22 protein-coding genes are annotated in these 21278 nt (G+C 42.2%); 3 read left to right on the forward strand and 19 right to left on the reverse strand.

Translation table 11 applies throughout. The features are described from left to right. Positions 1 to 192: 192 nt before the first annotated feature. From HMPREF9624_RS09965 to HMPREF9624_RS11455, 4 genes are all read right to left on the reverse strand, one after another. Positions 193 to 1530 carry an ATP-binding protein gene (locus HMPREF9624_RS09965; RefSeq protein ID WP_009537632.1) on the reverse strand — a complete coding sequence of 446 codons (1338 nt, stop codon included), beginning with the start codon at positions 1528 to 1530 and terminating at the stop codon, positions 193 to 195. Between the two features lie 132 nt (positions 1531 to 1662). Continuing rightward, entirely contained in the window at positions 1663 to 2274 is a 612-nt protein-coding gene (locus HMPREF9624_RS09970) for a helix-turn-helix domain-containing protein (RefSeq protein ID WP_009537633.1), read from the reverse strand. A gap of 218 nt (positions 2275 to 2492) precedes the next feature. Beyond that, on the reverse strand, positions 2493 to 2756 hold the full coding sequence (locus HMPREF9624_RS09975) for a SemiSWEET family transporter (RefSeq protein WP_009429396.1): 264 nt from the start codon (positions 2754 to 2756) through the stop codon (positions 2493 to 2495). A 380-nt stretch (positions 2757 to 3136) separates the two neighbouring features. Beyond that, positions 3137 to 3601, reverse strand: coding sequence for a flavodoxin family protein (locus HMPREF9624_RS11455; protein WP_009537635.1), 465 nt, complete (start codon positions 3599 to 3601; stop codon positions 3137 to 3139). A 126-nt stretch (positions 3602 to 3727) separates the two neighbouring features. Between HMPREF9624_RS11455 and HMPREF9624_RS09990 the strand changes: the two genes are divergently transcribed. Continuing rightward, positions 3728 to 4276, forward strand: a complete 549-nt coding sequence (locus HMPREF9624_RS09990) for a TetR/AcrR family transcriptional regulator (protein ID WP_009537636.1) — start codon at positions 3728 to 3730, stop codon at positions 4274 to 4276. A 77-nt stretch (positions 4277 to 4353) separates the two neighbouring features. On the opposite strand, the gene HMPREF9624_RS09995 is transcribed toward HMPREF9624_RS09990, so the two are convergent. The 15 genes from HMPREF9624_RS09995 to HMPREF9624_RS10070 form a co-directional block, all read right to left on the reverse strand. Next, positions 4354 to 5304 carry a ketopantoate reductase family protein gene (locus tag HMPREF9624_RS09995; protein ID WP_009537637.1) on the reverse strand — a complete coding sequence of 317 codons (951 nt, stop codon included), beginning with the start codon at positions 5302 to 5304 and terminating at the stop codon, positions 4354 to 4356. Further along, entirely contained in the window at positions 5301 to 5696 is a 396-nt protein-coding gene (locus HMPREF9624_RS10000) for a hypothetical protein (RefSeq protein ID WP_009537638.1), read from the reverse strand. The genes HMPREF9624_RS09995 and HMPREF9624_RS10000 overlap by 4 nt, the downstream gene beginning before the upstream one ends. Before the next feature lie 64 nt (positions 5697 to 5760). Continuing rightward, complete coding sequence (locus HMPREF9624_RS10005; RefSeq protein ID WP_009537639.1) at positions 5761 to 6990, reverse strand: MFS transporter; 1230 nt, start codon at positions 6988 to 6990, stop codon at positions 5761 to 5763. Position 6991: 1 nt separating this feature from the next. Then, positions 6992 to 7939, reverse strand: coding sequence for a CPBP family intramembrane glutamic endopeptidase (locus HMPREF9624_RS10010; RefSeq protein ID WP_009537640.1), 948 nt, complete (start codon positions 7937 to 7939; stop codon positions 6992 to 6994). Further along, the gene (locus tag HMPREF9624_RS10015) at positions 7936 to 8541 is read right to left on the reverse strand and encodes a TetR/AcrR family transcriptional regulator (RefSeq protein WP_009537641.1); all 606 of its coding nucleotides are present in this window, start codon (positions 8539 to 8541) and stop codon (positions 7936 to 7938) included. Before HMPREF9624_RS10015 ends, HMPREF9624_RS10010 begins: the two co-directional genes overlap by 4 nt. A 292-nt stretch (positions 8542 to 8833) precedes the next feature. After that, positions 8834 to 9334 carry a hypothetical protein gene (locus HMPREF9624_RS10025; protein ID WP_081465294.1) on the reverse strand — a complete coding sequence of 167 codons (501 nt, stop codon included), beginning with the start codon at positions 9332 to 9334 and terminating at the stop codon, positions 8834 to 8836. A 199-nt stretch (positions 9335 to 9533) separates the two neighbouring features. Beyond that, the gene (locus HMPREF9624_RS10030) at positions 9534 to 10442 is read right to left on the reverse strand and encodes an ABC transporter permease (protein WP_242822646.1); all 909 of its coding nucleotides are present in this window, start codon (positions 10440 to 10442) and stop codon (positions 9534 to 9536) included. 13 nt (positions 10443 to 10455) lie between these two features. Beyond that, complete coding sequence (locus HMPREF9624_RS10035; RefSeq protein ID WP_009537644.1) at positions 10456 to 11367, reverse strand: ABC transporter ATP-binding protein; 912 nt, start codon at positions 11365 to 11367, stop codon at positions 10456 to 10458. A gap of 231 nt (positions 11368 to 11598) precedes the next feature. Then, the gene (locus tag HMPREF9624_RS10040) at positions 11599 to 12342 is read right to left on the reverse strand and encodes a creatininase family protein (protein WP_009537645.1); all 744 of its coding nucleotides are present in this window, start codon (positions 12340 to 12342) and stop codon (positions 11599 to 11601) included. A gap of 65 nt (positions 12343 to 12407) precedes the next feature. Further along, positions 12408 to 12842 carry a DUF3021 family protein gene (locus tag HMPREF9624_RS10045; protein WP_009537646.1) on the reverse strand — a complete coding sequence of 145 codons (435 nt, stop codon included), beginning with the start codon at positions 12840 to 12842 and terminating at the stop codon, positions 12408 to 12410. 1 nt (position 12843) lies between these two features. Next, the gene (locus tag HMPREF9624_RS10050; RefSeq protein WP_009537647.1) at positions 12844 to 13278 is read right to left on the reverse strand and encodes a LytTR family DNA-binding domain-containing protein; all 435 of its coding nucleotides are present in this window, start codon (positions 13276 to 13278) and stop codon (positions 12844 to 12846) included. A 13-nt stretch (positions 13279 to 13291) separates the two neighbouring features. Further along, positions 13292 to 13705: an EamA family transporter gene (locus tag HMPREF9624_RS10055; protein ID WP_009537648.1), complete on the reverse strand. Its 414-nt coding sequence runs from the start codon at positions 13703 to 13705 to the stop codon at positions 13292 to 13294. A 150-nt stretch (positions 13706 to 13855) separates the two neighbouring features. After that, positions 13856 to 16543, reverse strand: coding sequence for a magnesium-translocating P-type ATPase (gene mgtA, locus HMPREF9624_RS10060; RefSeq protein ID WP_009537649.1), 2688 nt, complete (start codon positions 16541 to 16543; stop codon positions 13856 to 13858). Positions 16544 to 16678: 135 nt separating this feature from the next. Next, positions 16679 to 17746: a sensor histidine kinase gene (locus HMPREF9624_RS11630; protein ID WP_009537650.1), complete on the reverse strand. Its 1068-nt coding sequence runs from the start codon at positions 17744 to 17746 to the stop codon at positions 16679 to 16681. 141 nt (positions 17747 to 17887) lie between these two features. Continuing rightward, complete coding sequence (locus tag HMPREF9624_RS10070; protein WP_009537652.1) at positions 17888 to 18595, reverse strand: response regulator transcription factor; 708 nt, start codon at positions 18593 to 18595, stop codon at positions 17888 to 17890. Positions 18596 to 18857: 262 nt separating this feature from the next. On the opposite strand from HMPREF9624_RS10070, the gene HMPREF9624_RS10075 reads away from it, so the two are divergent. Together HMPREF9624_RS10075 and HMPREF9624_RS10080 are read left to right on the forward strand one after the other, a co-directional pair. After that, on the forward strand, positions 18858 to 19586 hold the full coding sequence (locus tag HMPREF9624_RS10075) for an ABC transporter ATP-binding protein (protein ID WP_009537653.1): 729 nt from the start codon (positions 18858 to 18860) through the stop codon (positions 19584 to 19586). Further along, on the forward strand, positions 19583 to 21100 hold the full coding sequence (locus tag HMPREF9624_RS10080; protein ID WP_009537654.1) for an ABC transporter permease: 1518 nt from the start codon (positions 19583 to 19585) through the stop codon (positions 21098 to 21100). The genes HMPREF9624_RS10075 and HMPREF9624_RS10080 overlap by 4 nt, the downstream gene beginning before the upstream one ends. The last annotated feature ends 178 nt before the right edge of the window (positions 21101 to 21278 follow it).

Raw genomic sequence — 21278 nt, forward strand, 5'->3', positions numbered from 1 at the left:
ATTCTATCATTTTATTGTGTTCCTATCAATAAGCGGCTCAATTAAGATAATAAGATAAGGTATCTCCGACTTTTCCCACGCCGTTTCTTATAAAAGCAAACTCGAAAAATCCCGGTGGAATTCCACCATAATTTCTCGAGTTTAATACCATAAAAAAGTATCGTGGGCTTTACACACGATACTCTTCATGAATTAAATCAGCAAGCTATTCCCATCCAATAAAAATTCCTTAACTCCCATCATCAGATATCCGTTTTCGTCATAGCGAGGCTTCATACTTTTTTCTACGATAATGATTTTCTTAAAGGAATCCATGGTGCGTTCAAAGGATTTGCATTCCTGCTCATACTTTTCCTTATCGGGAATGGCATAGGCAGACTGAATATAATACTTCTTGCTTCCTAATGTAGCAATGAAATCGATTTCCCTCTGCACCCGAATCTCTTTCCCATTGGTATCCTTCTCTCTGGATTCCACGGTTCCCACATCTACCTGATAGCCCCTGTATCGCAATTCATTATAAATGATATTCTCCATGATATGGGTTTCTTCAATCTGCCGAAATGAAAGTCGGGCATTTCTAAGACCCAGGTCTTCAAAATAAATTTTATACGGGGTTCCGATATACTTTCGCCCTTTTACATTATATCTTTTTACCCGAGTAAGCATAAACGCTTCTTCCCCATAGATGATGTATTTATCCACTGTTGCATCACTGATGTTTGTCCCATAAACAGAATTCATCGTTGCGGCAATTTTCCTTGGATTGGTAAGGGTGGAAATGCCTGAGGCAATGACGTCAATTACTTCTCCCAAGGTGCTTTCATCCTGTACCGAATATCTAGCCACGATATCCCGAAGATACACGTTCTTCATTTGGGATATCAAATAATTGGTCTTTTGCTCTTCCGTATTCATCAGCACAACCGCCGGGAGACCTCCGTAAACGGAGTAGTCATCATAAGCCTCGCTTTTATCTCCCTCTTTGAATGCATAGTATTCGAAAAAAGATAAAGGCAGCACATGTACTTCATCCCCTCTTCCCTCAAATTCGGTTAAAATGTCCTTTGACAGAAACTTGGAATTACTGCCTGTTACGTAAACATCAACATTTTGCTTCCGAAGGAATCCGTTCAGCACTGACTCAAAGGCTCCCAGCTTCTGCACCTCGTCCAGCAAAAGGTAGTACATCCCTTCACCACGAATCTGTGGCATCAGCCAGGTAATAAATCGGGAGGGATCCACCTTGCGCTCTTCTTTTTCATTATCCAGTACGATGGGATCTTCTCCAATCTTTAATAAATCTTCTGCTGTATCAAAGGCGAATCGAATGATATGACTCTCTTCTACGCCTTCCGAAAGTAAATGCTTATAAAATAAAGTATTCAACAAATACGACTTCCCGCAGCGTCTGATTCCGGTAATCACTTTAATGAAACCATTGTGTTTCCTGACAATAAGTCGATTAAGGTACACATCTCTATTGATTTCTCTATTGATTTCTCTATTGATTTCTCTATTGATTTCCATCTTGATCTCCATTTCATATTTTTGCCGTAAACGGTACTTTTATGAAATAGTGTACTCATTATTCAGAAAATTCGCAAGAGATGCATTTCCTATTTTTGCCGTAAACGGCATTTTTATAAAATGCACAAGATTTTATTCTTCTCCCAATACCTTTTTCTGCCAGCTTCGTTTTCCGCAAACAGGACACTTCATATATCTTGCCCGACCCTTGTGCATGGATAGAATGACCTTACCGTAGGAGGGCACATAGCGATGATGACAGCACCCGCATTCATAGTACCCGGCTTTCTGCTCAATACCAACTGCGATAAAGCTGACCAGTAAAATCATCATGAGGGCAAAGGCGGAGAGTACCATCCTCAGCCAGAAAGGCATCACCAGGAAGGATGCCAAAAGGATTAAGACTGAGCCGGAGAGCACTGCCGAGAATCCCAGCCAGTATTCTAACTTAAGGGCTCTCCTGTCCCTTTCCTCCACTTCTCGTCTCATTGCGAGAAGATTCTCTTCTACTTGTTTACTATAGAATTCTGCCATGATTCTTTCGCCCGACAGGAGTTCGTTTACGTTGATTTTCAGAAATCCGCAAAGCTCCAGCATAATCCCGGAATCCGGCATAGACTTTCCGGTTTCCCATTTGGATACCGCTCGGTCACTGATACCAAGCTTTTCCGCAAGCTCCGCCTGCGTCATGCCCTCTTCCTTTCTGCAAGATGCTATAAATTTTCCGATTTTGATTTGATCCATATCGGACACCTCCTTTCACGGCATAAGCTTACAGGAAACCGCCGAAAATGACAGGAACCGGCAGTTGAGTTCTATTGATTCTACCACCAGGTGAGTTTGAATTCTTCTCTATATTCAGCTTCTTCCCTTATTTAAACTAATTCCACCGGAATGGCAAGTAATAAAAAACCGGCAAACTTCCTAACGAAGTCGCCGGCTCTTATAGCCATTACATGGATTTATAATGCAGTAAGGAAGGTTAATCCTCCTAAAATTACTCCCGCAGAGTTAGGAATAATGAGAATCCAGTCCTTTTTCGGTTCCTTTGTCCATCCGTAAATAACCCAAATCAGGCAAGAAATTGCTGCAAATAGAGGCTGAAAAGGTTGAGCTTTGTCTCCCTGCAAGTTTGCGAAAATCTGGGGAATGTAAGCAATAAAAACAAAAATACCGATAAACGCTCCAATAGAACCTACAAAAAGATTGATTTTTTGCTTGGACATCTGCTGACTCCTTTCCATATGTACTTGTCGTAAAGTTACTAAAAAATGTCAATTAGTTCCTTTTGTAACTGACGCCATGTCAATTATAAGGGATTTTTGCTTTTTGTCAAATATTTTTTTATAGATTCTCTGCATCCAATACAAAAATCTCCTTTATTCAGGTAATTCCCAACTTGCTCCATCTTTCCCTAACCCCTTGATATAACGTGCCTTTTTTCTTTACAAAGGGCTTGATTCCCAGATGGAAAATAAAAAAATGAACTATGCTTTGAAAAGGATAATTTTGTTTCCCCCTCATTCCCCTGATTAAGCTTTGCGAAACTTGATCAATCTGCTCTTGTCCCTTTCTCAACATTCCTTCAATATCGTTAAAGGAAGACTTAATTCGGAGCTGTCCGCTCAATCTTCCTCCGGAAAATAACACAAGATTCTTCAGAACTTTCAAAGTTCTTCAGAACTTTCAAAGTATCTTGACTTCCGTAATTTTCCCCGCTTGCCACCGTAATACAGTACTTTTTATGAAGCAGTTGTTCAATCACAAAATGTCCTCGATCTATAAAATCTTTCATTAATCCGGATACATTACTTGCGTAAGTTGGAGAACCCAAAACGATTCCGTCCGCCTCTTCAATTCTTTTGGAGAGTAGCTCTGCATCATCCTCCATACAGCAATACCCTGTTCTATAGCAATAGTTACAGCCGGTACAATGGGACATTTTCATTTCCCCCAGATTGTAAAATAGCACTTCTATACCTGCTCCCCGAAGATTTTCTTCAATCCTATGAAGCACTGCTGCCGTTACTCCATTTTTTCTCGGACTCCCATTGATGATTAAAACCTGCATTTTCTCCTCCAAAACTACTCACTTGTGTATCTTGCAAGGGCATGGTACTGTAGCATCAAAGGAAAGTAAATCATTTCAAAAAAGATACATAATCTTTGCTTTCTGTGTATTTTAGGAGAGTATGCTATGAAGAAAAGCCAAAATCCATCCGCTGTACGGTCAAGGCAGGAAATTTCCACTGCTTTACTCAAGCTAATGCAAGAGTATCCCTATGCAGAAATCTCCGTAAAGCAGATTATTATGGAAACAAGCCTTGCTAGAAAAACCTTTTATCTGAACTTTCGTTCCAAGGACGATGTACTGGCGTCCATTCTGAACGAATTAATCGGGGAATATACCGAAGCACTTTCCAAGGAAAATGTTGATCCGCTCACTGTTATTTTCTCCTTCTGCGATAAAAATAAAGCCTTTCTTTCCTTACTGCACAAAAACAAAATGCTGTATTTCCTCCTGATTCGCCTAAATGAATTTCTTCCGGAGTACGGTAAAACAGAGGATATGAGTCGCAATCCCTTTGCAAAGCTTATGGGAGAACTGGAGCCGGACTACCTCATTGCCTTCAATGTAGGAGCTATCTGGAATGTGCTTTTTAAATGGATTGACCGGGGAATGGTGGATTCTCTGGACAGCATTCAAGAGACATTGAAAAAATATTTGAAGCGGATAAGTGCTTAGGGATTCTCCGAATAGTAGAAGCCAACACCAATGTTAAAAACAAATGTTAAAAGCCAATCCCTAAAGTCAATCAAAAATCATGCCAAGATTTTATCCATAGTAGAGTAAAATATCGGTAGCTCGAGATGCTTTAACTTCCCGGTCTCATAAACACATTTGCACCCATATAGCATATCTCCTACATCACTATGTAAAGTCATGATTCTTCGGGTAAGTTCATTCGTTTTGAACATTCGTTTCATAAGAATTCCTGCAAAGGCAGCTGGAATCCTATACGGGAGAAGTTCATTTTTATAGAAGCTTAAGTCTACGCCTCTTGCCTTGACCACCTGAATCGTTTCTCCTATTGCCTTTACTGTAATAGAAAGGGCATGGGCATCCTTCATCAAATTAAGAGCAAGCTGCGCCGGATGCTCAATTTTCCCTTCCCGGGCAGCAGAAGAGGTGACCCCTGCATTGATGGCCATATGAAGCCATATCCATTCCACCATGTCGTGAGGAATCTCCGTTTTCAAATCTGCGGAAGCGAGAAGAGCTGTTAAAGCTTTGTAATTGGAAATCCTTGCTTTTTCCTCCCTTTCCAGCATGATATGGTCAAAGAGAACACAATTAAGCTCATTCCCGGCAAGGCTTCCACCGGCAGTAGGGAAGCCGATAATATAAGGATATGCACCCACTATTTCATCAATCTCATCCCGACTGTTCCAAAAGTTACAGAATAAAATCAGGCTTCCTGTAATATGATTTTGTGAAAGTGTCACTATAGCATCCTTTATTTTTCCGCTTGCCACGCTCAAAATAATAAAATCATACTCTGCATTCGACTCGGCAAGATTCACCTTATATTGATCCGCTTTTTCTTCTCCTTTTTTGTTATAGCGTCCGTCTAATAAACTGATATTTAGACTTGTCGGCGCTTTCGATTTTTTCTCTTCTCTCAGCAAATGTTCAACTTGATGCCCGGCTTTTTGGAACACATAGCCGTACGTTGTGCCTATAACGCCAAGGCCTACTACGCATATTCTCATAAATTCTGCCTCCTTTCTTCTATTTTCCATCCGATTATCCAGGCAAGAACCAGAAGATAATTTTCCACAGCGCCAATCAAATTTACCATTTGATGCATCTTAAGATAATGGATAAAATGATTGCTTCCGATGCCGATTCCACCGAGAATGAGAGCCAGCAAAATGGATTTTAGATAGGTCCAATTGTAGTGCCTGTACGCCGTATTCAATATGACTAAAACGGCAATATTCCAAAAGCCGATTTCTCTCTGCCATCCTGTAGAAATGCCATACGCAGAGTTTCTTCCCATATATTCCGGTGCGAAAATCTGTAGGATCGCCGCACCGGATATCGCTATGATGAGAATGATAAACAGCACGCGCAAGAATAGATTCATTTTTTTCTGATGCATTGACTAAGCCTCCTTAAACTCACAGATTGCCTTAGACTTCTGGAAATTACCTATTACAATTCCCCTATTCCGTCCTCTTTTCCAGTTCTCTGATAGCCGGAAAACGAAGAAATGTGACTGCCACAAGAGAAAGAAAGACACCCGAAATACCAATCATCATTGCTGCTCCCCGTCCGACACCCATTCCGCTCAGACTCCCAAGACCATCCGCAGCTAAGCCGGAAACTGCATAGGCAATAACATAGCCTAGCTGCGAGAGAAAGCCTATAAATCCCCAAGCTCTGCCCTGCAAAGCATCCGGTATATTTGTCCTGCAAAGATAATCCATGCAGTTGTTGCAAAGAGGCAAGGTAGCAAAGAAAAAGAAACCAAATATACTGATGCTGACCAGATTTTCAAATATTGACATACCGATCATAAAGATTCCCGCCATAAAAAAGGAGATTTGAAGAACTTTTCCATATTCTTTCTTAATGCCGAAACCTCCGAGGAGTATTCCCGATACAAGCATTCCACTTGCACATAGGGTTTCTACAATGCCCAGCACCTTGGAGTCTGAAAAAGAAAGAATCATCGGCTCAACAAGAATTTGTAAAGTCCCAAGAAACAGGGTAATCAGAGAAGAACACAGGACAAGCACAAAAACGCCCTTCTCTATGTGGATTGCTCTCCAGCCTTCTTTCATGCTTTCCAAAAATGACTGTTTCTCTGTAGGCTGTTTTGCTTTTATTCCTCGCCTTACTATAAAGGTCGTTGTAATCGTAACAAAGAAGGTAGATATATCAATGAGCAGCAACAGGGAAATGTCATGATATGCCAGCAATAGGCCTGCTATAACGGGCGAGAACAGATATCTGGCACTTCCTGCCAAAGACACTAATCCGGAGGCTTTGGAAAACTCCTCCTTGGATAATAAATCCGTGATCGTTGCTCTGTAAGAAGGATCTAAAAGGGAGGAAAATATGGCACTGACGAACACGCCTATACTTATCTGAACGAGGTTTGCTTCTCCATGTAGCATGCAGAGGAAAATGTAAAGGATGCCAAGTCCTGAACAACCGTCTCCAATCATCATCAGAACTCTTCTATCGTAACGGTCGGCCAACACTCCTGCCGGAACAGTGAAAAGAAGGGTAGGCAGAAATCCAAGTAAAGTCACCAAGGCCATTCCTGCCGCACTGCCTGTTTTTTGAAAGACATAAACCCCAAGTCCAAAAGAAGTGAGTCCGCCACCTATAGACGATATGAGCTCCCCCATCCAAAGAAGGAGGAACTTTTTCATTCCGGAACTCATCTTAATTCCCCTCCCCAAATCGTGTTTTCAAGAGTCTTCCAACGTGCTCCGTTCCAAAAAACATTTTCTTATTCAGCAGTACAATAATCGCCGTTACAATGAAAATCACAATGGTTTCCACACACTTTGTCTCCGCCGTCATCGCGATTTTTTCCTGCATGAAGTTTACAAACAAATGGAAAACCATGCAGGCCAGAATGGAGCGGTCGCTGACCAGATACACCCACGTGATGATATATCCCATAAGTATGGCACCCACGAAGAAATTAATGACAAACAAGGGATTAACCATAAGCCCTGCCTGATATGTCCCCTTGATAAAAAGCAGGGGAAAATGCCAAAGTGACCATAATATTCCAAAAATCAGGGATTCAATAAACCAGTCCATATATTGCCCTATGGAGTCTTCGCAATATCCCTTCCAGCCTACTTCTTCAATAATCGAAGCCAGCGTAATGGTCACAAAAGCAGAACCTATTCCCACTCCGGTAAAGGAAAAATCTTCCGTAAAGGAAAACTGCTTTAAGGATTGTCCAAATAAAAGGGATAAAAGTATAGAAAACACAATAATCAGTGCATAAAGAACCACTGCCCAAAACACATTCATCCACTTCACTTTATAAAAGCCTATAATCTTTTCCTTAAGATCTCTCTTCAAGTCCTCACTGCCGGATGCTAGCACAAATACTGTAGAGACTACTGCCGGCGCAAGGAGACCCAGCAACATCAATATCGCACCCTTATCTTCGGAAACAAAGATTGCCGGTATCCAGAAGATCCATGTGAAAAAATATGCACAGAGAAAGAATAACCACGGTCTATATCGATATTCATCTTTATCCTGTATGAACTGTTCTTGGTTCTGCGCTTTATTCTGCGCTTTATTCTGCGCTTTATTCTGCGCTTTGATTATCCCCTTGCTCATAATCTCGCTCATTCCCTTGCTCATTCCTTTGCCCCCTCTACTAAGACCTGGCTGATAAATTGCATGGTTCCCGTTTTTGCCCCCAGAGACTTCTCCAGCATATCGATATACACCTCTACATCTTTTTCACCAAAATTTCCATAATCGAACATATGCTGACTCGTAACAAGGAGCATCTTCACTCGCTCTTCAATATGTGTACACGAAAATATCCCCTGTGCTATACCTTCTTTAACAATCTCTGCCAAAATCGGCACCGCCACTTCTACAATCTTCTTGCAGATTTTATCGTGCATAACGATATTTTCTTTTCTTTCCAGAACATCCGTAATCACTGCTTCCTCTTTCTCCGGACGAAAGGCATTTACAACCGAAACCAATTTTTCGGGTATAGAAAGCGGTGCCTGAAGAAGCTCCTTGGCTACGGCGCTCTCCTTCTCTATCATCATTTCGATGACTGCTTCCAGCGTTTCCTCTTTGCTTGCAAAATAATAATAGTAAGTGCCTTTTGCAATACCCGCCTTGGCCACAATCTCGTCAATGCTGGTATTCTCATAACCTTTTTCTATGAACATGCGATAGGCAAGCTTTAACAGCTCCTGTTTTCTTTGTTCCCCTTTTTTCATATCCGCCTCCGTTTTTTATATCCGACTCGGTTTTCCTATATGCTCCGAGCTCCATATTTGAGCTTTTGCTCCTATTTGATATTTTCGACCACTGGTCGGTTTTCATGATAAAGCAGCCAGCGGTGGCTGTCAAGCTTTTTCGACTGATAGTCGGTAATTTTTTAGAAATATAATTCTTTGAAAATAAAAAAGCACCTGCAAAAATGCAAGTGCCTGCCTTACCTTCTCTTCCGTGTCGTCCCGTTCATCATAGCCGTCATAAGGGGCAGTCGGGCCTTTCAAAGGCTCTTTTTTAGTCTTCCCTATAGACAATGATATATACCTTTATATAATCACTGTCTTCCATAATAGTGAGCGGAATTTCCAAGATAGCTTTTCCTGTCCTTCCCTTATAATAGTCCGCTCTCTCTTCGGCAGAGTAGAAATACAATGCGGCGGAATAGCTGTGTCCGGCCTCTACGGAAAGATTAAAGCTCAACTTCTCCGTTCTGACATTCCTTGTCTTAGTGCCCACCGTTTCCGTGGACTCAAAGATTCCTTCAATCGTATGCTGACCGGGAGTCACCGTCACGATGATTTCCAAATCTTTTCCCGTAGTAAACGGCACATTGACAAGACTGCTTCCGTCGACCTTAACCTGTTTGCCATAGAGGTGAAGAATTGCTCCATTTCGATTGTTTGCACTAAACTTCTTCACCGAATTCACTCTCTTATTGAGTATGAAAAGCATTATGGGAAAGGACAATGTCAATAGCAATGTCATTACAGTAGAAATAATCATGGTTGTTGTCATCATTTCCATTCCTCCTAAAATCTCCCCTCTTATCAAAGGCAAGATCAGTCATTAAAAAACAAATTCTAATTAAAAAATTCAAAATTTATTATAAATTTACTATAATGAATGTCAATCGGAATATTAAGGATGCCCTGTAGGGCTATTTATCTACTTTTACCACTTTTCTAAAATAGAAAAATAAGTTCTTTTCCCCGGCTTAGTTTTTCTTATAGCTTCCGGAATAAATCATAATTTGCGCTACGATACAGAATAGTATTACTCCTAAGATATATTCCAGCATTTTATTCATATCCAAATACCCCTTAAACAGTTTGGCTTGAAAGGTAAAATATTCTTTCAGACTAAGAACAAACATTCCCTGATCCACTCCTTGAAGGCTTGTATTGATATGCTCCAAGAGTCCATTAAGCAGTATATTTCTCAACATAATCGTTATTTGACTCGCAGGAAATAGGTTGCACACGGTTTGTACTTCATTTGAAAATTGAGAAATAGGAATATACGCTCCAATCACAAATCCTGAAGCTGCTGATAGTATTCCAAAGAAAGCTTCGCAAGCACTGACGGTTTTGAAAAATAAAACTACAATCATAAATATTGCGCTTGCCGAGATAGAGCCAAGTGCAACAATAGAAAAGGCTTTTATAACTTGACTTATATTCAAATACATATTTCCTTGCATACGAATTCCAATAAGGCCGACAGCCAGAATTATACTGTTCAAAAGTATTGAAGTAAGCACGGCCGATACAAAATAAGCAAAGATAATCTGTTCCCTTTTTAAAGGAGTTGATAAGATATCATAATCCACTTTATTCGCCCTATCTTTTACGAGTACAGTAATACAACTAAAAGGAACTGAAATCATTGCGGAGCCTAAAATGCCACTCAGTAAAAAAAGATTTGCAAACATAGCGATATCCTTTTGTGAAACCATAGAAGTCAGTCCCGGATACTGCTCCATTGCACTTTGTATCGCACTAACAAAGGTGCCTTTCAGGAATAATAAATACAGTACAAGCACAATAATGGATGTCAGTAGAGAGAATAGAATGCTCTGCCAATCCTTGAAAAACAGCAATACGTTTCTCTTGATAAATCCCAAAATCCCCCTCATCTTATACCTCCAGCTTTCTTCCTGTTAAATGTAGGAATACGTCATCCATACTGCCTTTTACAATTTCATAATCTCTGATTTCATTTCGATTTGTATAGAGGAACTCACTGAGATGGAACCCCTCTTTTGATTCCAATGGCACAATGTAGTGATCCGCTTCATAAGAATATTCCATGTCTTTCAGCACAAGCTCATTGTCACCACATTTCTCTGCATACCAAATCAGTTTTGTATTCGTGTATTTCCTTTTTAAAGCCACCGGTGTATCCTCTGCTACAATTCGTCCCTTATCCAGGATCACAACTCGATCTGCATCTCTTACTTCTTCCATATAATGTGTTGTAAGAAATATCGTCATTTGTTTTTCTTTTCGAAGATAATTGATATACTCCCAGACCACTTTTCTGGACATGGGGTCCAGCCCGGTTGTGGGCTCATCCATAAAGAGAATCTTCGGATTATGTAAAAGCGCTCTGATAATATCGACTCTTCTTCGCTGTCCTCCGGATAATTTCTCATATCTTTTGTTCCAAATACTTTCCAGTTCAAAGGCCTGCATCAAAGGTTGCAAGCGCTCCAAAATTTCTTCTTTATTCACTCCGTAATAGGACGCTCTTGTCAACAGATTTTCTTTTACTGTCAATACGCTGTCCAACACAGAGTTCTGAAAAACAATGCCTATTTTCTCCCGAATCTTGTCATCCTCTTCTCCAAGCTTGTGGGAAAAGACTTCTACCTCCCCCTCTGTCTTTTTTAAAATAGTGCAGAGGATATTGATGGTTGTGGATTTCCCCGCACCATTCTCCCCGAGAAACGCAAAAAACTCCCCCTCTTTCACGGAAAAGGAAATATGATCCACCGCAGTCGTTTGATTATAGTTTTTGCTTAAGTTCTTTACTGTGATTGCATTCATCCGATTCACTCCTTCTTGGTGCCTCTATAGTTCTTCCTGCAATTTTGCACTGCAGTTCTGCCCTCGGTTCTGACAAAAATCAACTTATCACCATATAAATATTAAAAAAAGTGCCACCTTACCAAACTGCATTTACAGCTTACCAAGTTGCACTTTTTTCATGAAAATCTATATTTTCTATTTGTTCCAATAGAGTTATTTCTTTATAAAGCAGCTTAAAACAATCCGTATCTATCTTTCTCTTATTGTCTTATACTCCTTTTCAATTCCTGCGATCAATGTTTTCATTGTATATTCCAGAATTTCATTTCCGAATGCTACCGATGATTCTCTGACCGGATGACGTCCTGCAATACCAATCAGATTACTTTCATCTTCTTTTACCTGTCCAAAATCAACCAACTCCGGTCGAACGGCCATGACAATAGAGGTCTCATTTGCTCCGGCATGGTCATTCTGATATTTCAGTCTCTCATCCTCCGCATAGGTCCATGCTGTCATAATGCGTAGTCCGTACTTTTCTTCAGCCTCTTCCTTCAGTTCCTGAAATGCATTTGTTGACGGACCGTGTCCATGTCCCACAACGATGCGAACTCCTGCTCTGGACAACTGAGCCAAAATACTACGCAGCAGATTCTGAAACAGTCCCTTTTCCATCCAGTAAGCACTGCCCTTCATCTGCTGGGCATAATAGGTATTTAATGCGCCCTCTGTATTGATATCCATTCCATAGAATACAGTTCCCCAATCATCAAATACACGATCAGGTCCCATGAACAGCATCGGAAGTACCACTCCGCCAATCTTTTCCGCTACCCGGACAAACAGTTCCTTTGACTGGATCCCGTCAGCTCCAAGAGGCATATGCGGACCATGCCATTCCAGTGTGCCAAGCGGAAGATAAGCAACCGGCATCTCCTTTATCTTCTGTACATATTCTTCGGGAAGTAATTCCTCGTATAATACTTTTTTCATACTAGCCTCCTTATCCTTTTACCACTAAAGGCAATTATTCTCTGTATAATCCATTTCATTATTTTTTATTCCGCATCTTGCAGATCCTTAATGGCTTCATTGATTTTAATCTCATCGGCCTTTGCCATCCATGCCGTTGCACACCACACAAAGAGATAAATAGCACTATACATGAGACAAATGATACGTAAGTTGATGATTTGTCCGAACCAATGAAAAATCTGTGCACACAAAACCACGATTCCGAGAACCGAGACAAAGTGGATTCCGATTCTGATCCGGACTTCGCTTTTCTTCAAGCTATCCATATCCAAAAGAAAATATGTCGGTAAGGAAGATAAAAATCCTGTGAAACAAATAGAAAGAGGGTCACTCCATTGCAAACTAAGAGTCTGCACCCCTAAGGCAAAATGCTGTATAAGCATCAGCATTCCAATTCCAAAAAGAATGGCTGTCGAAATCATAAAAGTCTGGTGAAAAATGATCTTTAGTTTTTGCATATCATAATCCCAACCTTTCTTTCAGTTCTTTCACATAGGATCTTGCAATAATCACACGCTCTCCATTCAAAAGTTCTGCCGTCATTCTTCCGTTAAGTTCCGCTCGCACTGACTTGATTTTCCTCATATTGATAATCATCGCCTTTGCAGCCCTAAAGAAATTCCGGCTTAGCGTATTTTCCAGTTCATATAATCTATGTTGTACTTCCAAACAATTATCCTTTGTATAGACAAAGGTTCGTTTATCCACGGATTCTATATAATAAATTTTATCAACTGGACAGAGGACAGTTTCCCCATTAGAGCGGGCAGTGATAACAGGGCCACTATTTTCAAGAGCATTTACGGCAGTTTGAATGTTTTCCGTCACTTTGACAGCACGAATCACCGCTTGCTCTTCTTTATAGGAATTCACTTTTTGAATCTCCGCTTTCACTCTGTCACCACCTTTACAGTGCCATAAGAACTGTTCCTCCAGCTATTAAAATACATGCCAAAATCGTTTTTATACTACTCGTTTCATGAAGAAGTGAAAAAGCCAGAACCATGGTAATCACAATACTAAACTTATCCACTGCCGCTACTTTAGACACATCTCCTATTTGCATTGCCTTATAATAGCAGAGCCAGGACGCACCTGTAGAAAGCCCTGATAGGATAAGAAAAATCCAAGATTTCCAGCTAATTTGTCCTATCCCTTTTTGCGCATGAACAAAAAAGACCATAATCCAAGACAAGAGGAGAACCACTACGGTTCGAATGGCTGTTGCAAGATTGGAATTCACATCTTCAATGCCCATCTTTGCAAATATTGCAGTTAACGATGCGAAAATGGATGATAAAATCGCAAAAATCAGCCACATATTGTTACCTCCTCAATCTTATCCTAATAACTTCTCTTGTGCCCATCTCTCTTACGCTCAAATCATTTCCTTCCTGATTTCCTTCGGAAACTGCCGCACTACGAAGGACACGAACAATACGGTTTCCAAAACAATCGTCAAAATATCAACTTATAGCCAAGCCCCGTATTTCTTGATATAGAGCTTCTTCACGGTCTCAATCGTAAGTCCGTAGAGTGCTAGAATAACGAGCAAATACCAAAAGTAATCCATGGGCATTTCCGTAAATACCGTATTGTCCAGATTATGAAAAAGATAGGGAATGGAAATGGCCGCAAAAATGCCCAGTGCCGAGGCCAGCGCCAGTCTGGAGTCGCACTTGGAATCCAGAATCGGTCGCTTCGAGGTACGGATGAACTGCACAATCAGGATTTGGGAAATCAAACCTTCTACAAACCAGCCTGTCTGGAAGTAGTTCTGCATGGAAAGGCTGTTATAGCCCAAAAGGAACCAAAGTACCAGGAAAGTCATCACATCGAATACGGAGGACACGCCACCCATTACATTCATGAAGGTCACAAGAGATGCACTGTTCCACTTATGGGGTTTTTGCAGGAATTCTTCGTCCACATTGTCCCAGGGAATCGCAATCTGCGTAAAGTCATAGATGAGATTCTGAATCAAAATCTGCAGGGGCAACATGGGTAAAAAGGGCAAGAATATCGAGGCAATCAATACGGAGAACACATTTCCGAAGTTGCCGGATAATGCCATTTTCATGTATTTCAGGATATTTCCGTAGATTCGTCTTCCTTCATAGATACCGTTTAAAATGACGGTCAAGCTCTTCTCCAAGAGGATAATGTCCGCACTGGCCTTGGCAACGTCTGTGGCATTGTCCACGGAAATGCCTACATCCGCATCATGAAGACTGGGCGCATCATTTACACCGTCTCCCATATAGCCCACCACGTGTCCGTTTTTCCGAAGGGCATCCACCACACGCTGCTTCTGCATGGGAGAGAGACGGGCGAAAATGTCATTTTTCTCCACAACACGGGACAGCTCTTCCTCGCTCATCTTTTCCAAGTCGGAGCCTGTTACCGCATTTTGCTCTCCTACCTTCATCCCCACCAGCTTACATACGTGTTCCACCACAACGGGGGCATCTCCGGAGATTACCTTGACGTGAACTCCCGCATCATATAGTCCATGAATCGCTTCCTTGGCATCCGGCTTGGGCGGATCCAGGAAGGCAATAATACCCAGGAAGGTCATGTCGGTTTCGTCTTCCGCATGGAAAACAGCGGTGTCCCCCGCATTTTTCCTCTTTGCCGCAACGCCGATGACATGCATTCCCTCATGATTTAATTTCTCGGAAAGGACATTAATCTTCTGCAAGTCTTCTTCCTGAATGTCCATATATTCCTTCTTTATCCGAATACGACTGCAACAGGAAAGTACGGATTCCAATGCCCCTTTGGTAATCAATACCTCATCCTGGGGTTTGGGAAGAATTTCTTCTGTTTCCTCTCCCAGATGCTCCCCACCCGGATTGGAAATCACCACACTCATTCTCCGGCGCTCAAAATCATAGGGAATTTCATCGGACTTCACATAGCCCCCGGCGTATTTTTGCACATTGCTTTCCGCGCCATAGGATAGGATGGCTCGGTCAATCAGGTTTTTTACCCCTGTGGAATAGTAGGCATTCATCCATGCATAATTCAAAACCACATAGGAATCTTCGCCATTTACATTGATATATTTCTGTAAAACCACATTGTCCATGGTAAGAGTTCCGGTCTTATCGGTGCACAGCACATCGATAGCTCCTAAGTTCTGGATGGCGGACATGTTCTTTACAATGGTCTTCTTCTTTGCCAGGAACTTTGCCCCTTTGGCAAGGGTTCCATTCACAATCATCGGTAACATTCCCGGGGTAATACCTACCGCAACGGATATGGAAAATAAAAAGGCTTCCAGCCAGTTTTTCTTCACAAGGCCGTTAATAAGCAATACAAAAAGAACCACCACTATCATGTAGCTAATGAGGATTTTAGTTATCTTCGACAGGCTCTTATCAAAATCGGTTTCTTTCTTCTGTGTATGGATGGTGGAAGAAATCTTTCCCAGATAGGAATTCTTTCCGGTTCGTATCACCACACCGACTCCGGTGCCGGAATTCACCGTGGAACCGCCTAAGCAGAGGTTGTTTAATTCCGCTGCATTAACAATTCTCTGATCCACTCCGGTATATTTCTCCACCGGAATGGATTCTCCCGTAAAGGCGGAAACCGAAAGGAACAAGTCTCTGCTCTCCAGAAGATAGAGGTCTCCGCACACGATATCTCCTGAGCCGATGAGCTGTATATCCCCGGGTACCACCTCTTCCACCGGCACTTCTCTGATTTCCGTGCCGTCCTTTCCCGGAATCCGGATTCTTACCGTATCGTGCTCCATATCCTTTAGCTTCTGCATATCCAGATAGGAGCCGTAGTCCTGGGTAAATCGAATCACCGCACTCATACAGGCCAGTGCCAGTATAATGACTCCGGACAGAATATCCCTTTCCACAACAAAGGTAACGATAGCCAAAACAAGCAGAACAATAATAAAAGCATCGGTAAAGCTGTGAAATAAAAAATAGAATACGCCATGCTTCTGCATGGCGGAAAGGTCGTTATAGCCGTATTTCGCGAGTCTTTCTTCCCGTTCTTCATCGCTGATGCCATTTGCTGTGCAGCCTAATTCCTGTAAGACCGAAGAAGCTTCTTTTCTGGCAATTTTCTGAAACTCTTGCTCCACACCGGCGGACTTTGTCGTAGGGTTCAATTTCTTCTCGTTGTTTAAAATCATATCTTTCACCTTCCTTTTACTTATACAGGGATATCTTAGACCTTTGCACAATGCGAGTCAATTTAATATGATTTTTATTTCAGCCTGATATACTTTGTTGCTCTTCCTACAACTTTTATCCCTTGGTAATCATTTTTATCCCATCTGTATACAACACAAAAATCCGCCTTGACTTCCTTCCTTAAACTGCACCTTCCATCGGTGACGATTGATTACCTGTTTTACAATTTTTAATCCCAATCCATGCTGTCCTGTGCTGGGCTCCCACTCATAGTTTTTCCGGTTCAGTCTTTCCAGCGCAGCTTTTTCTATGCCGCAACCGTTATCCTCCACATGGAGAAACACGTGGGCTTTCTCATCCTGATATAACTTAACTGTTATCTCACATCCTTCAGGATTATGCTGGACTGCGTTGTATAATAAGTTCATCAGTGCTCTTTCCATTAGATTTTCATTGAAGCACAGTTCCAGCCCCTGCAAATCTTCCTCAATATCCAAGTTGAACTGCACCCTTTCATCTTCTGTTTGATTCCGCATTTCCGTAATCGTCTTTCGAAGAAAACGGCTCACCTGGATTTTTTCCTTTTCCAAGTTCCCATAGCCAAAAGAAAGCTTACTGAAAAGATTCAGGTTCTCTACAAGGCGGCGAAGACGAAGTCCCTGCTTCTCAATCCTTAGCGCGCGATCTTTGATTTCTTCCGATTCCGTGGTAGCTGCAATCATTTCCGCATTTCCCAGAACAATGGCAAGGGGCGTTCGAATGTCATGGGAAACCCCGGCAATCCATTCCGTACGCTCTTCCTCTTTTTGCTTTGCCCGTTTCTTCTGTATCCATATTGGAACGGAAACAAGAATGACCGCATTTGCGAGAAAAAGAAGCGGTAGAAGCTCTATAAGATTTCGAACAGCATTCTCATCATATTCCAGAGTATATTTCCAAATCTGCTCTTTCTTTTGTCCGATAATCAATAAGCCTTCCGGCACCACATAGGTTCGCACCGGATAATCTTCCAGATAATAACGGGTAAACTTTGCCACGTCCTGTAAGGTATAGTTTTTTTGAAGCTCCTTCGGCAGGAACTCACTCCAAAGGATATTGCCTCCATTGTCAAGTAGCATGGTAAATTGCTGTGCCCCGGAGAGCTTTTCGGCTTCCTCTTCCTCTAAGCGGTACTCGTCATTTTCCTTATGTAAATGCTCCATAATCTCCTGACTGTCGGGATAAGAAGGCATACCGTTTCGAGATAAAAAAATACCCAAAAAACAGAAGGTCTGCAAACAGTAGGAATATCGTCAACAAAACCACAAGAGCAATCAGCTGCATTTTCCGTTCTCTATTCCCTCTCATCTTCCTATCTCCAGTTTGTAGCCAAGGCCTCTTACGGTCAGTAGAAATACGGGTTTAGAAGGCTCTTTTTCTATCTTTTCCCGTAAATGCCGCATATGCACAAGCAAAGAGCTTTCCAAGCCGAAATTCCCATCCGGCCAAAGGGCATCGCAGAGGGTATCCGTGGTAACAATTTTCCCCTTATTACGGTATAGGATAGAAAAAAGCGCCAGTTCCTTAGCCGTTAGAGAAAGCTTTTCTCCTTGTCGTATCACTGTTCCTGCATCAATGGAAACCAGCGATTCCCCAAGCTGCACACCCTGCTCTTTCTCCTCTAAATGACAGGTTCTTCTCAGCACGGCGGCAATTCTCAGGATGAGCTCTTCCGGGAGAAAAGGCTTGGTAATGTAATCATCCGCTCCCAGTCCCAAGCCATGCAAACGAGCCCTATCCTCGTCCCTTGCAGAGAGAAAAATCACCGGAACCTCGGAAAGTAGACCTCCATTTTTTTGCTTTTTATAAAAATCAAAGCCATTGCCATCGGTCAGCATGACATCCAAAAGAATCAGCTGATAGCAATTCTCTGAAAGCTTCGCTTCCGCTTCTTTACAAGAAGAAGCGACCTCCACCGAAAGATATCCTTCTTTTCTTAATAGTTCCTGCAAAAGTTCTCTAAGCTCTTTCTCATCGTCCACCACCAATATTTTACAATCTTCTTTTTCCATGATTCTGTCTCCTGCTACTGTCCGCCCTTAGCAATCTTACTATAGCCTTTCTTCTACTACTGCCCTCATCAATCCTACTATAGCTTATATCCTGCTGCTGTCTGCTCTTACCTTTTCTACTATAGCCTTTCTGCCCCTCTTTCCCCATAGTTTTTTTCATTTCTTAAGGTAAACATAAGGTACGCACAAGGTTCCCATAAGCTTCCTTCGCTATTCTCCTCTCGTAAACAAACACATGGAGAAAAAAATATGGAGGAAAAAAATGATGAACTATATTCTGGAAACACAGCATCTTAGCAAAAAAAGCGGAAACAGCTACCGTGTAAAAGACCTTTCTCTATCTGTTCCGGAGAAATGCGTTTACGGCTTTTTAGGTCCCAATGGCGCCGGAAAAAGCACTACCCTCAAAATGATTCTGGGCTTGATTCACCAGAGCGAAGGAAAAATTCAATTTCTGGGAAAAACAGTAAATTCCCAAAATCGCCTTTCTCTTCTCCAAAAGACCGGAAGTCTCATTGAAAATCCGGGGGGTTACGGACATTTAAGCGGACTGGAAAATATGCAGATTGTGCAGAAATTAAAGGGCGTGAAGGAAGAAGAAATTGCCTCGGCACTGAAAACCGTCCGGCTCTATGAGCAAAGGGATAAGAAGCTCAGCAGTTATTCTCTGGGTATGAAACAACGTCTTGGTATCGCCATGGCCATTTTGGGAAATCCGAAGCTTCTGATCCTGGATGAGCCTACAAACGGATTGGATCCCGCCGGCATACAAGAAATTCGTGAGTTGATTGTATCTCTTCCTAAAGAAAGAAATATGACGGTCATCATTTCCAGTCATCTCCTCAGTGAAATAGAGCAAATGGCAAGTCAAGTCGGTATCATTCACCATGGACAGTTGCTCTATGAAGGGCCTCTTAAGGATCTGGAATGTAACGGAAAAAGTCTGGAAGAGGCATTTCTGGAAATGACCGGCGGAAAGGAGTCTTTATGAATACCCTAAGCAATATCCCGAAAATTGTTTCTATCGAGTTTCAAAAAGCGCGCCATAAGCATTTTCCTTTGCTGTTCCTCGCAGCTCTGCTTTTGGATTGTGCCTATCTATTTTATGGCACAAAAGCGCATTCCGAGACATGGTTAAATATCTTTTATGCTCTTCCCATCATTAACACTCTGGTTCTGTCCGTACTTATGGCTGTAATTGCTTCCCAGTCTGTGGACATGGAACACAAAGGCGCTATGTGGAACCTTCTTCCCACCTTGGAAAGCAGAGCTTCTATCTATCTGGGAAAGCTTTTCTTCGGTTTTATTGCCCTTGTCCTGTTTTGTAGTTTCCAAATCGGTATGGTCCTTCTTGGGGGAAAGTTCTTAGGTTTTACCGGTGATATTCCGTCACATATTGTTCCCGTTCTGTTCTTTTCAGAACTTATCGGCGGAATGATTCTGTATCAGCTTCAATGCATGCTTTCCCTGCTGTTTTCCAGCCAGTTTGCAGCCCTTTCCATCGCCTTCGGCGGTACCCTGGCCGGCTTATTTCTGGCCTTTATCAGCACAGACATGTGGACTCCCTGGTCCGTTTTCTTCTCTCTTAGCCCTATCGGTATGGACTATGACAAAGCATCAAGACTCATGAGCCTAAGCCTAAGATCCATCCCTATTTCCGATATTTTGCTAAGCCTGCTTTATCTCATCGGCACATTTCTGCTTGGTCTCCTTCTTTTCACTCGGGCAGAGCAGGGAGAGACTTTATTTTCTCTCCATAGACAAAAAGTAAGTCGCAGTATGCACAGCAGCTTGTCCCCGGAATTTATCAAGTTAAAAAGGAACCCCATCTGGATTCCTTTCCTTCTGATTCCTCTGATTTCGGCACTGATTGGAACGGTGAATTTTGTGCAAAATCAGGGTGTCTTACAATATACTTGGGAGGATCTCTGGACTCAACAATCCCTGTTTCTGGGAATGTTTTTCCTGGCTCCCCTCATCGGCATTCTTTGCAGTCTTCTATGGCGAATGGAGCATCAAGGCAGTAACTGGAACCTGATTTTAACCGTCACTTCCCCTGGAAAACTGGTTCGGGACAAATGGTTTACCGCCACACTCCTCAGTACGCTCTGCATGGTCTGGATCAGTTTTATTTATCTTCTGAGCGGTAAGATTCTCGGACTTCCGGGAGCTGTTCCTGCCATCTTTTGGATGCGAATCCTTTCCGCTGTCCTTTCCATTGCCGCAATTACTGCCCTGCAAAGCATCCTGTCCATGTTCTTCCACTCCTTTGCCCTCCCCATCGCGCTGGCTTTTCTGGGTAGCTTAGCAGGCTTTACACTGACCGTGAAAGGAGCCTACTATGCCCTGCCCTATTCCACCCTGATTTACGGTATGGGCAGTACTTCTATCACGGGAGAGCTGAATTTTCCGATTCTCCTCTTAAGCTGTGCCTTTTATATTTTCGCTGCACTGGGTATCGGTATTCTGTACCTAAAGAAGAGTGATGTGAGAACACATGTCTAAAAGGCAAGGGCTGTATTCATTAGCGAGATACGCTCAAATGCAGTATAGGTCTGTATTCGGGGCACGCTCTCGCTAACCTCGCCGCGTAGCGAAGAACTATAACTATTAAAGAAGTAAGCTCCGATGCAGTATAGGTATGAAATCGAGCACGCTCCCGCTAACCTCTCCCTGCAGCGGT

The organism is Oribacterium asaccharolyticum ACB7 (assembly GCF_000238075.1).
Lineage (GTDB): Bacteria > Bacillota > Clostridia > Lachnospirales > Lachnospiraceae > Oribacterium > Oribacterium asaccharolyticum.

What these genes read in the sequence shown, in the direction of transcription:
- HMPREF9624_RS09965 (WP_009537632.1), bottom strand. Translation starts at nt 1,530, where the DNA reads ATGGAAATCAATAGAGAAATCAATAGAGAAATCAATAGAGAAATCAAT.
- HMPREF9624_RS09970 (WP_009537633.1), bottom strand. Translation starts at nt 2,274, where the DNA reads ATGGATCAAATCAAAATCGGAAAATTTATAGCATCTTGCAGAAAGGAA.
- HMPREF9624_RS09975 (WP_009429396.1), bottom strand. Translation starts at nt 2,756, where the DNA reads ATGTCCAAGCAAAAAATCAATCTTTTTGTAGGTTCTATTGGAGCGTTT.
- HMPREF9624_RS11455 (WP_009537635.1), bottom strand. Translation starts at nt 3,601, where the DNA reads ATGCAGGTTTTAATCATCAATGGGAGTCCGAGAAAAAATGGAGTAACG.
- HMPREF9624_RS09990 (WP_009537636.1), top strand. Translation starts at nt 3,728, where the DNA reads ATGAAGAAAAGCCAAAATCCATCCGCTGTACGGTCAAGGCAGGAAATT.
- HMPREF9624_RS09995 (WP_009537637.1), bottom strand. Translation starts at nt 5,304, where the DNA reads ATGAGAATATGCGTAGTAGGCCTTGGCGTTATAGGCACAACGTACGGC.
- HMPREF9624_RS10000 (WP_009537638.1), bottom strand. Translation starts at nt 5,696, where the DNA reads ATGCATCAGAAAAAAATGAATCTATTCTTGCGCGTGCTGTTTATCATT.
- HMPREF9624_RS10005 (WP_009537639.1), bottom strand. Translation starts at nt 6,990, where the DNA reads ATGAGTTCCGGAATGAAAAAGTTCCTCCTTCTTTGGATGGGGGAGCTC.
- HMPREF9624_RS10010 (WP_009537640.1), bottom strand. Translation starts at nt 7,939, where the DNA reads ATGAGCAAGGGAATGAGCGAGATTATGAGCAAGGGGATAATCAAAGCG.
- HMPREF9624_RS10015 (WP_009537641.1), bottom strand. Translation starts at nt 8,541, where the DNA reads ATGAAAAAAGGGGAACAAAGAAAACAGGAGCTGTTAAAGCTTGCCTAT.
- HMPREF9624_RS10025 (WP_081465294.1), bottom strand. Translation starts at nt 9,334, where the DNA reads ATGACAACAACCATGATTATTTCTACTGTAATGACATTGCTATTGACA.
- HMPREF9624_RS10035 (WP_009537644.1), bottom strand. Translation starts at nt 11,367, where the DNA reads ATGAATGCAATCACAGTAAAGAACTTAAGCAAAAACTATAATCAAACG.
- HMPREF9624_RS10040 (WP_009537645.1), bottom strand. Translation starts at nt 12,342, where the DNA reads ATGAAAAAAGTATTATACGAGGAATTACTTCCCGAAGAATATGTACAG.
- HMPREF9624_RS10045 (WP_009537646.1), bottom strand. Translation starts at nt 12,842, where the DNA reads ATGCAAAAACTAAAGATCATTTTTCACCAGACTTTTATGATTTCGACA.
- HMPREF9624_RS10055 (WP_009537648.1), bottom strand. Translation starts at nt 13,705, where the DNA reads ATGTGGCTGATTTTTGCGATTTTATCATCCATTTTCGCATCGTTAACT.
- mgtA (WP_009537649.1), bottom strand. Translation starts at nt 16,543, where the DNA reads ATGATTTTAAACAACGAGAAGAAATTGAACCCTACGACAAAGTCCGCC.
- HMPREF9624_RS11630 (WP_009537650.1), bottom strand. Translation starts at nt 17,746, where the DNA reads ATGGAGCATTTACATAAGGAAAATGACGAGTACCGCTTAGAGGAAGAG.
- HMPREF9624_RS10070 (WP_009537652.1), bottom strand. Translation starts at nt 18,595, where the DNA reads ATGGAAAAAGAAGATTGTAAAATATTGGTGGTGGACGATGAGAAAGAG.
- HMPREF9624_RS10075 (WP_009537653.1), top strand. Translation starts at nt 18,858, where the DNA reads ATGATGAACTATATTCTGGAAACACAGCATCTTAGCAAAAAAAGCGGA.
- HMPREF9624_RS10080 (WP_009537654.1), top strand. Translation starts at nt 19,583, where the DNA reads ATGAATACCCTAAGCAATATCCCGAAAATTGTTTCTATCGAGTTTCAA.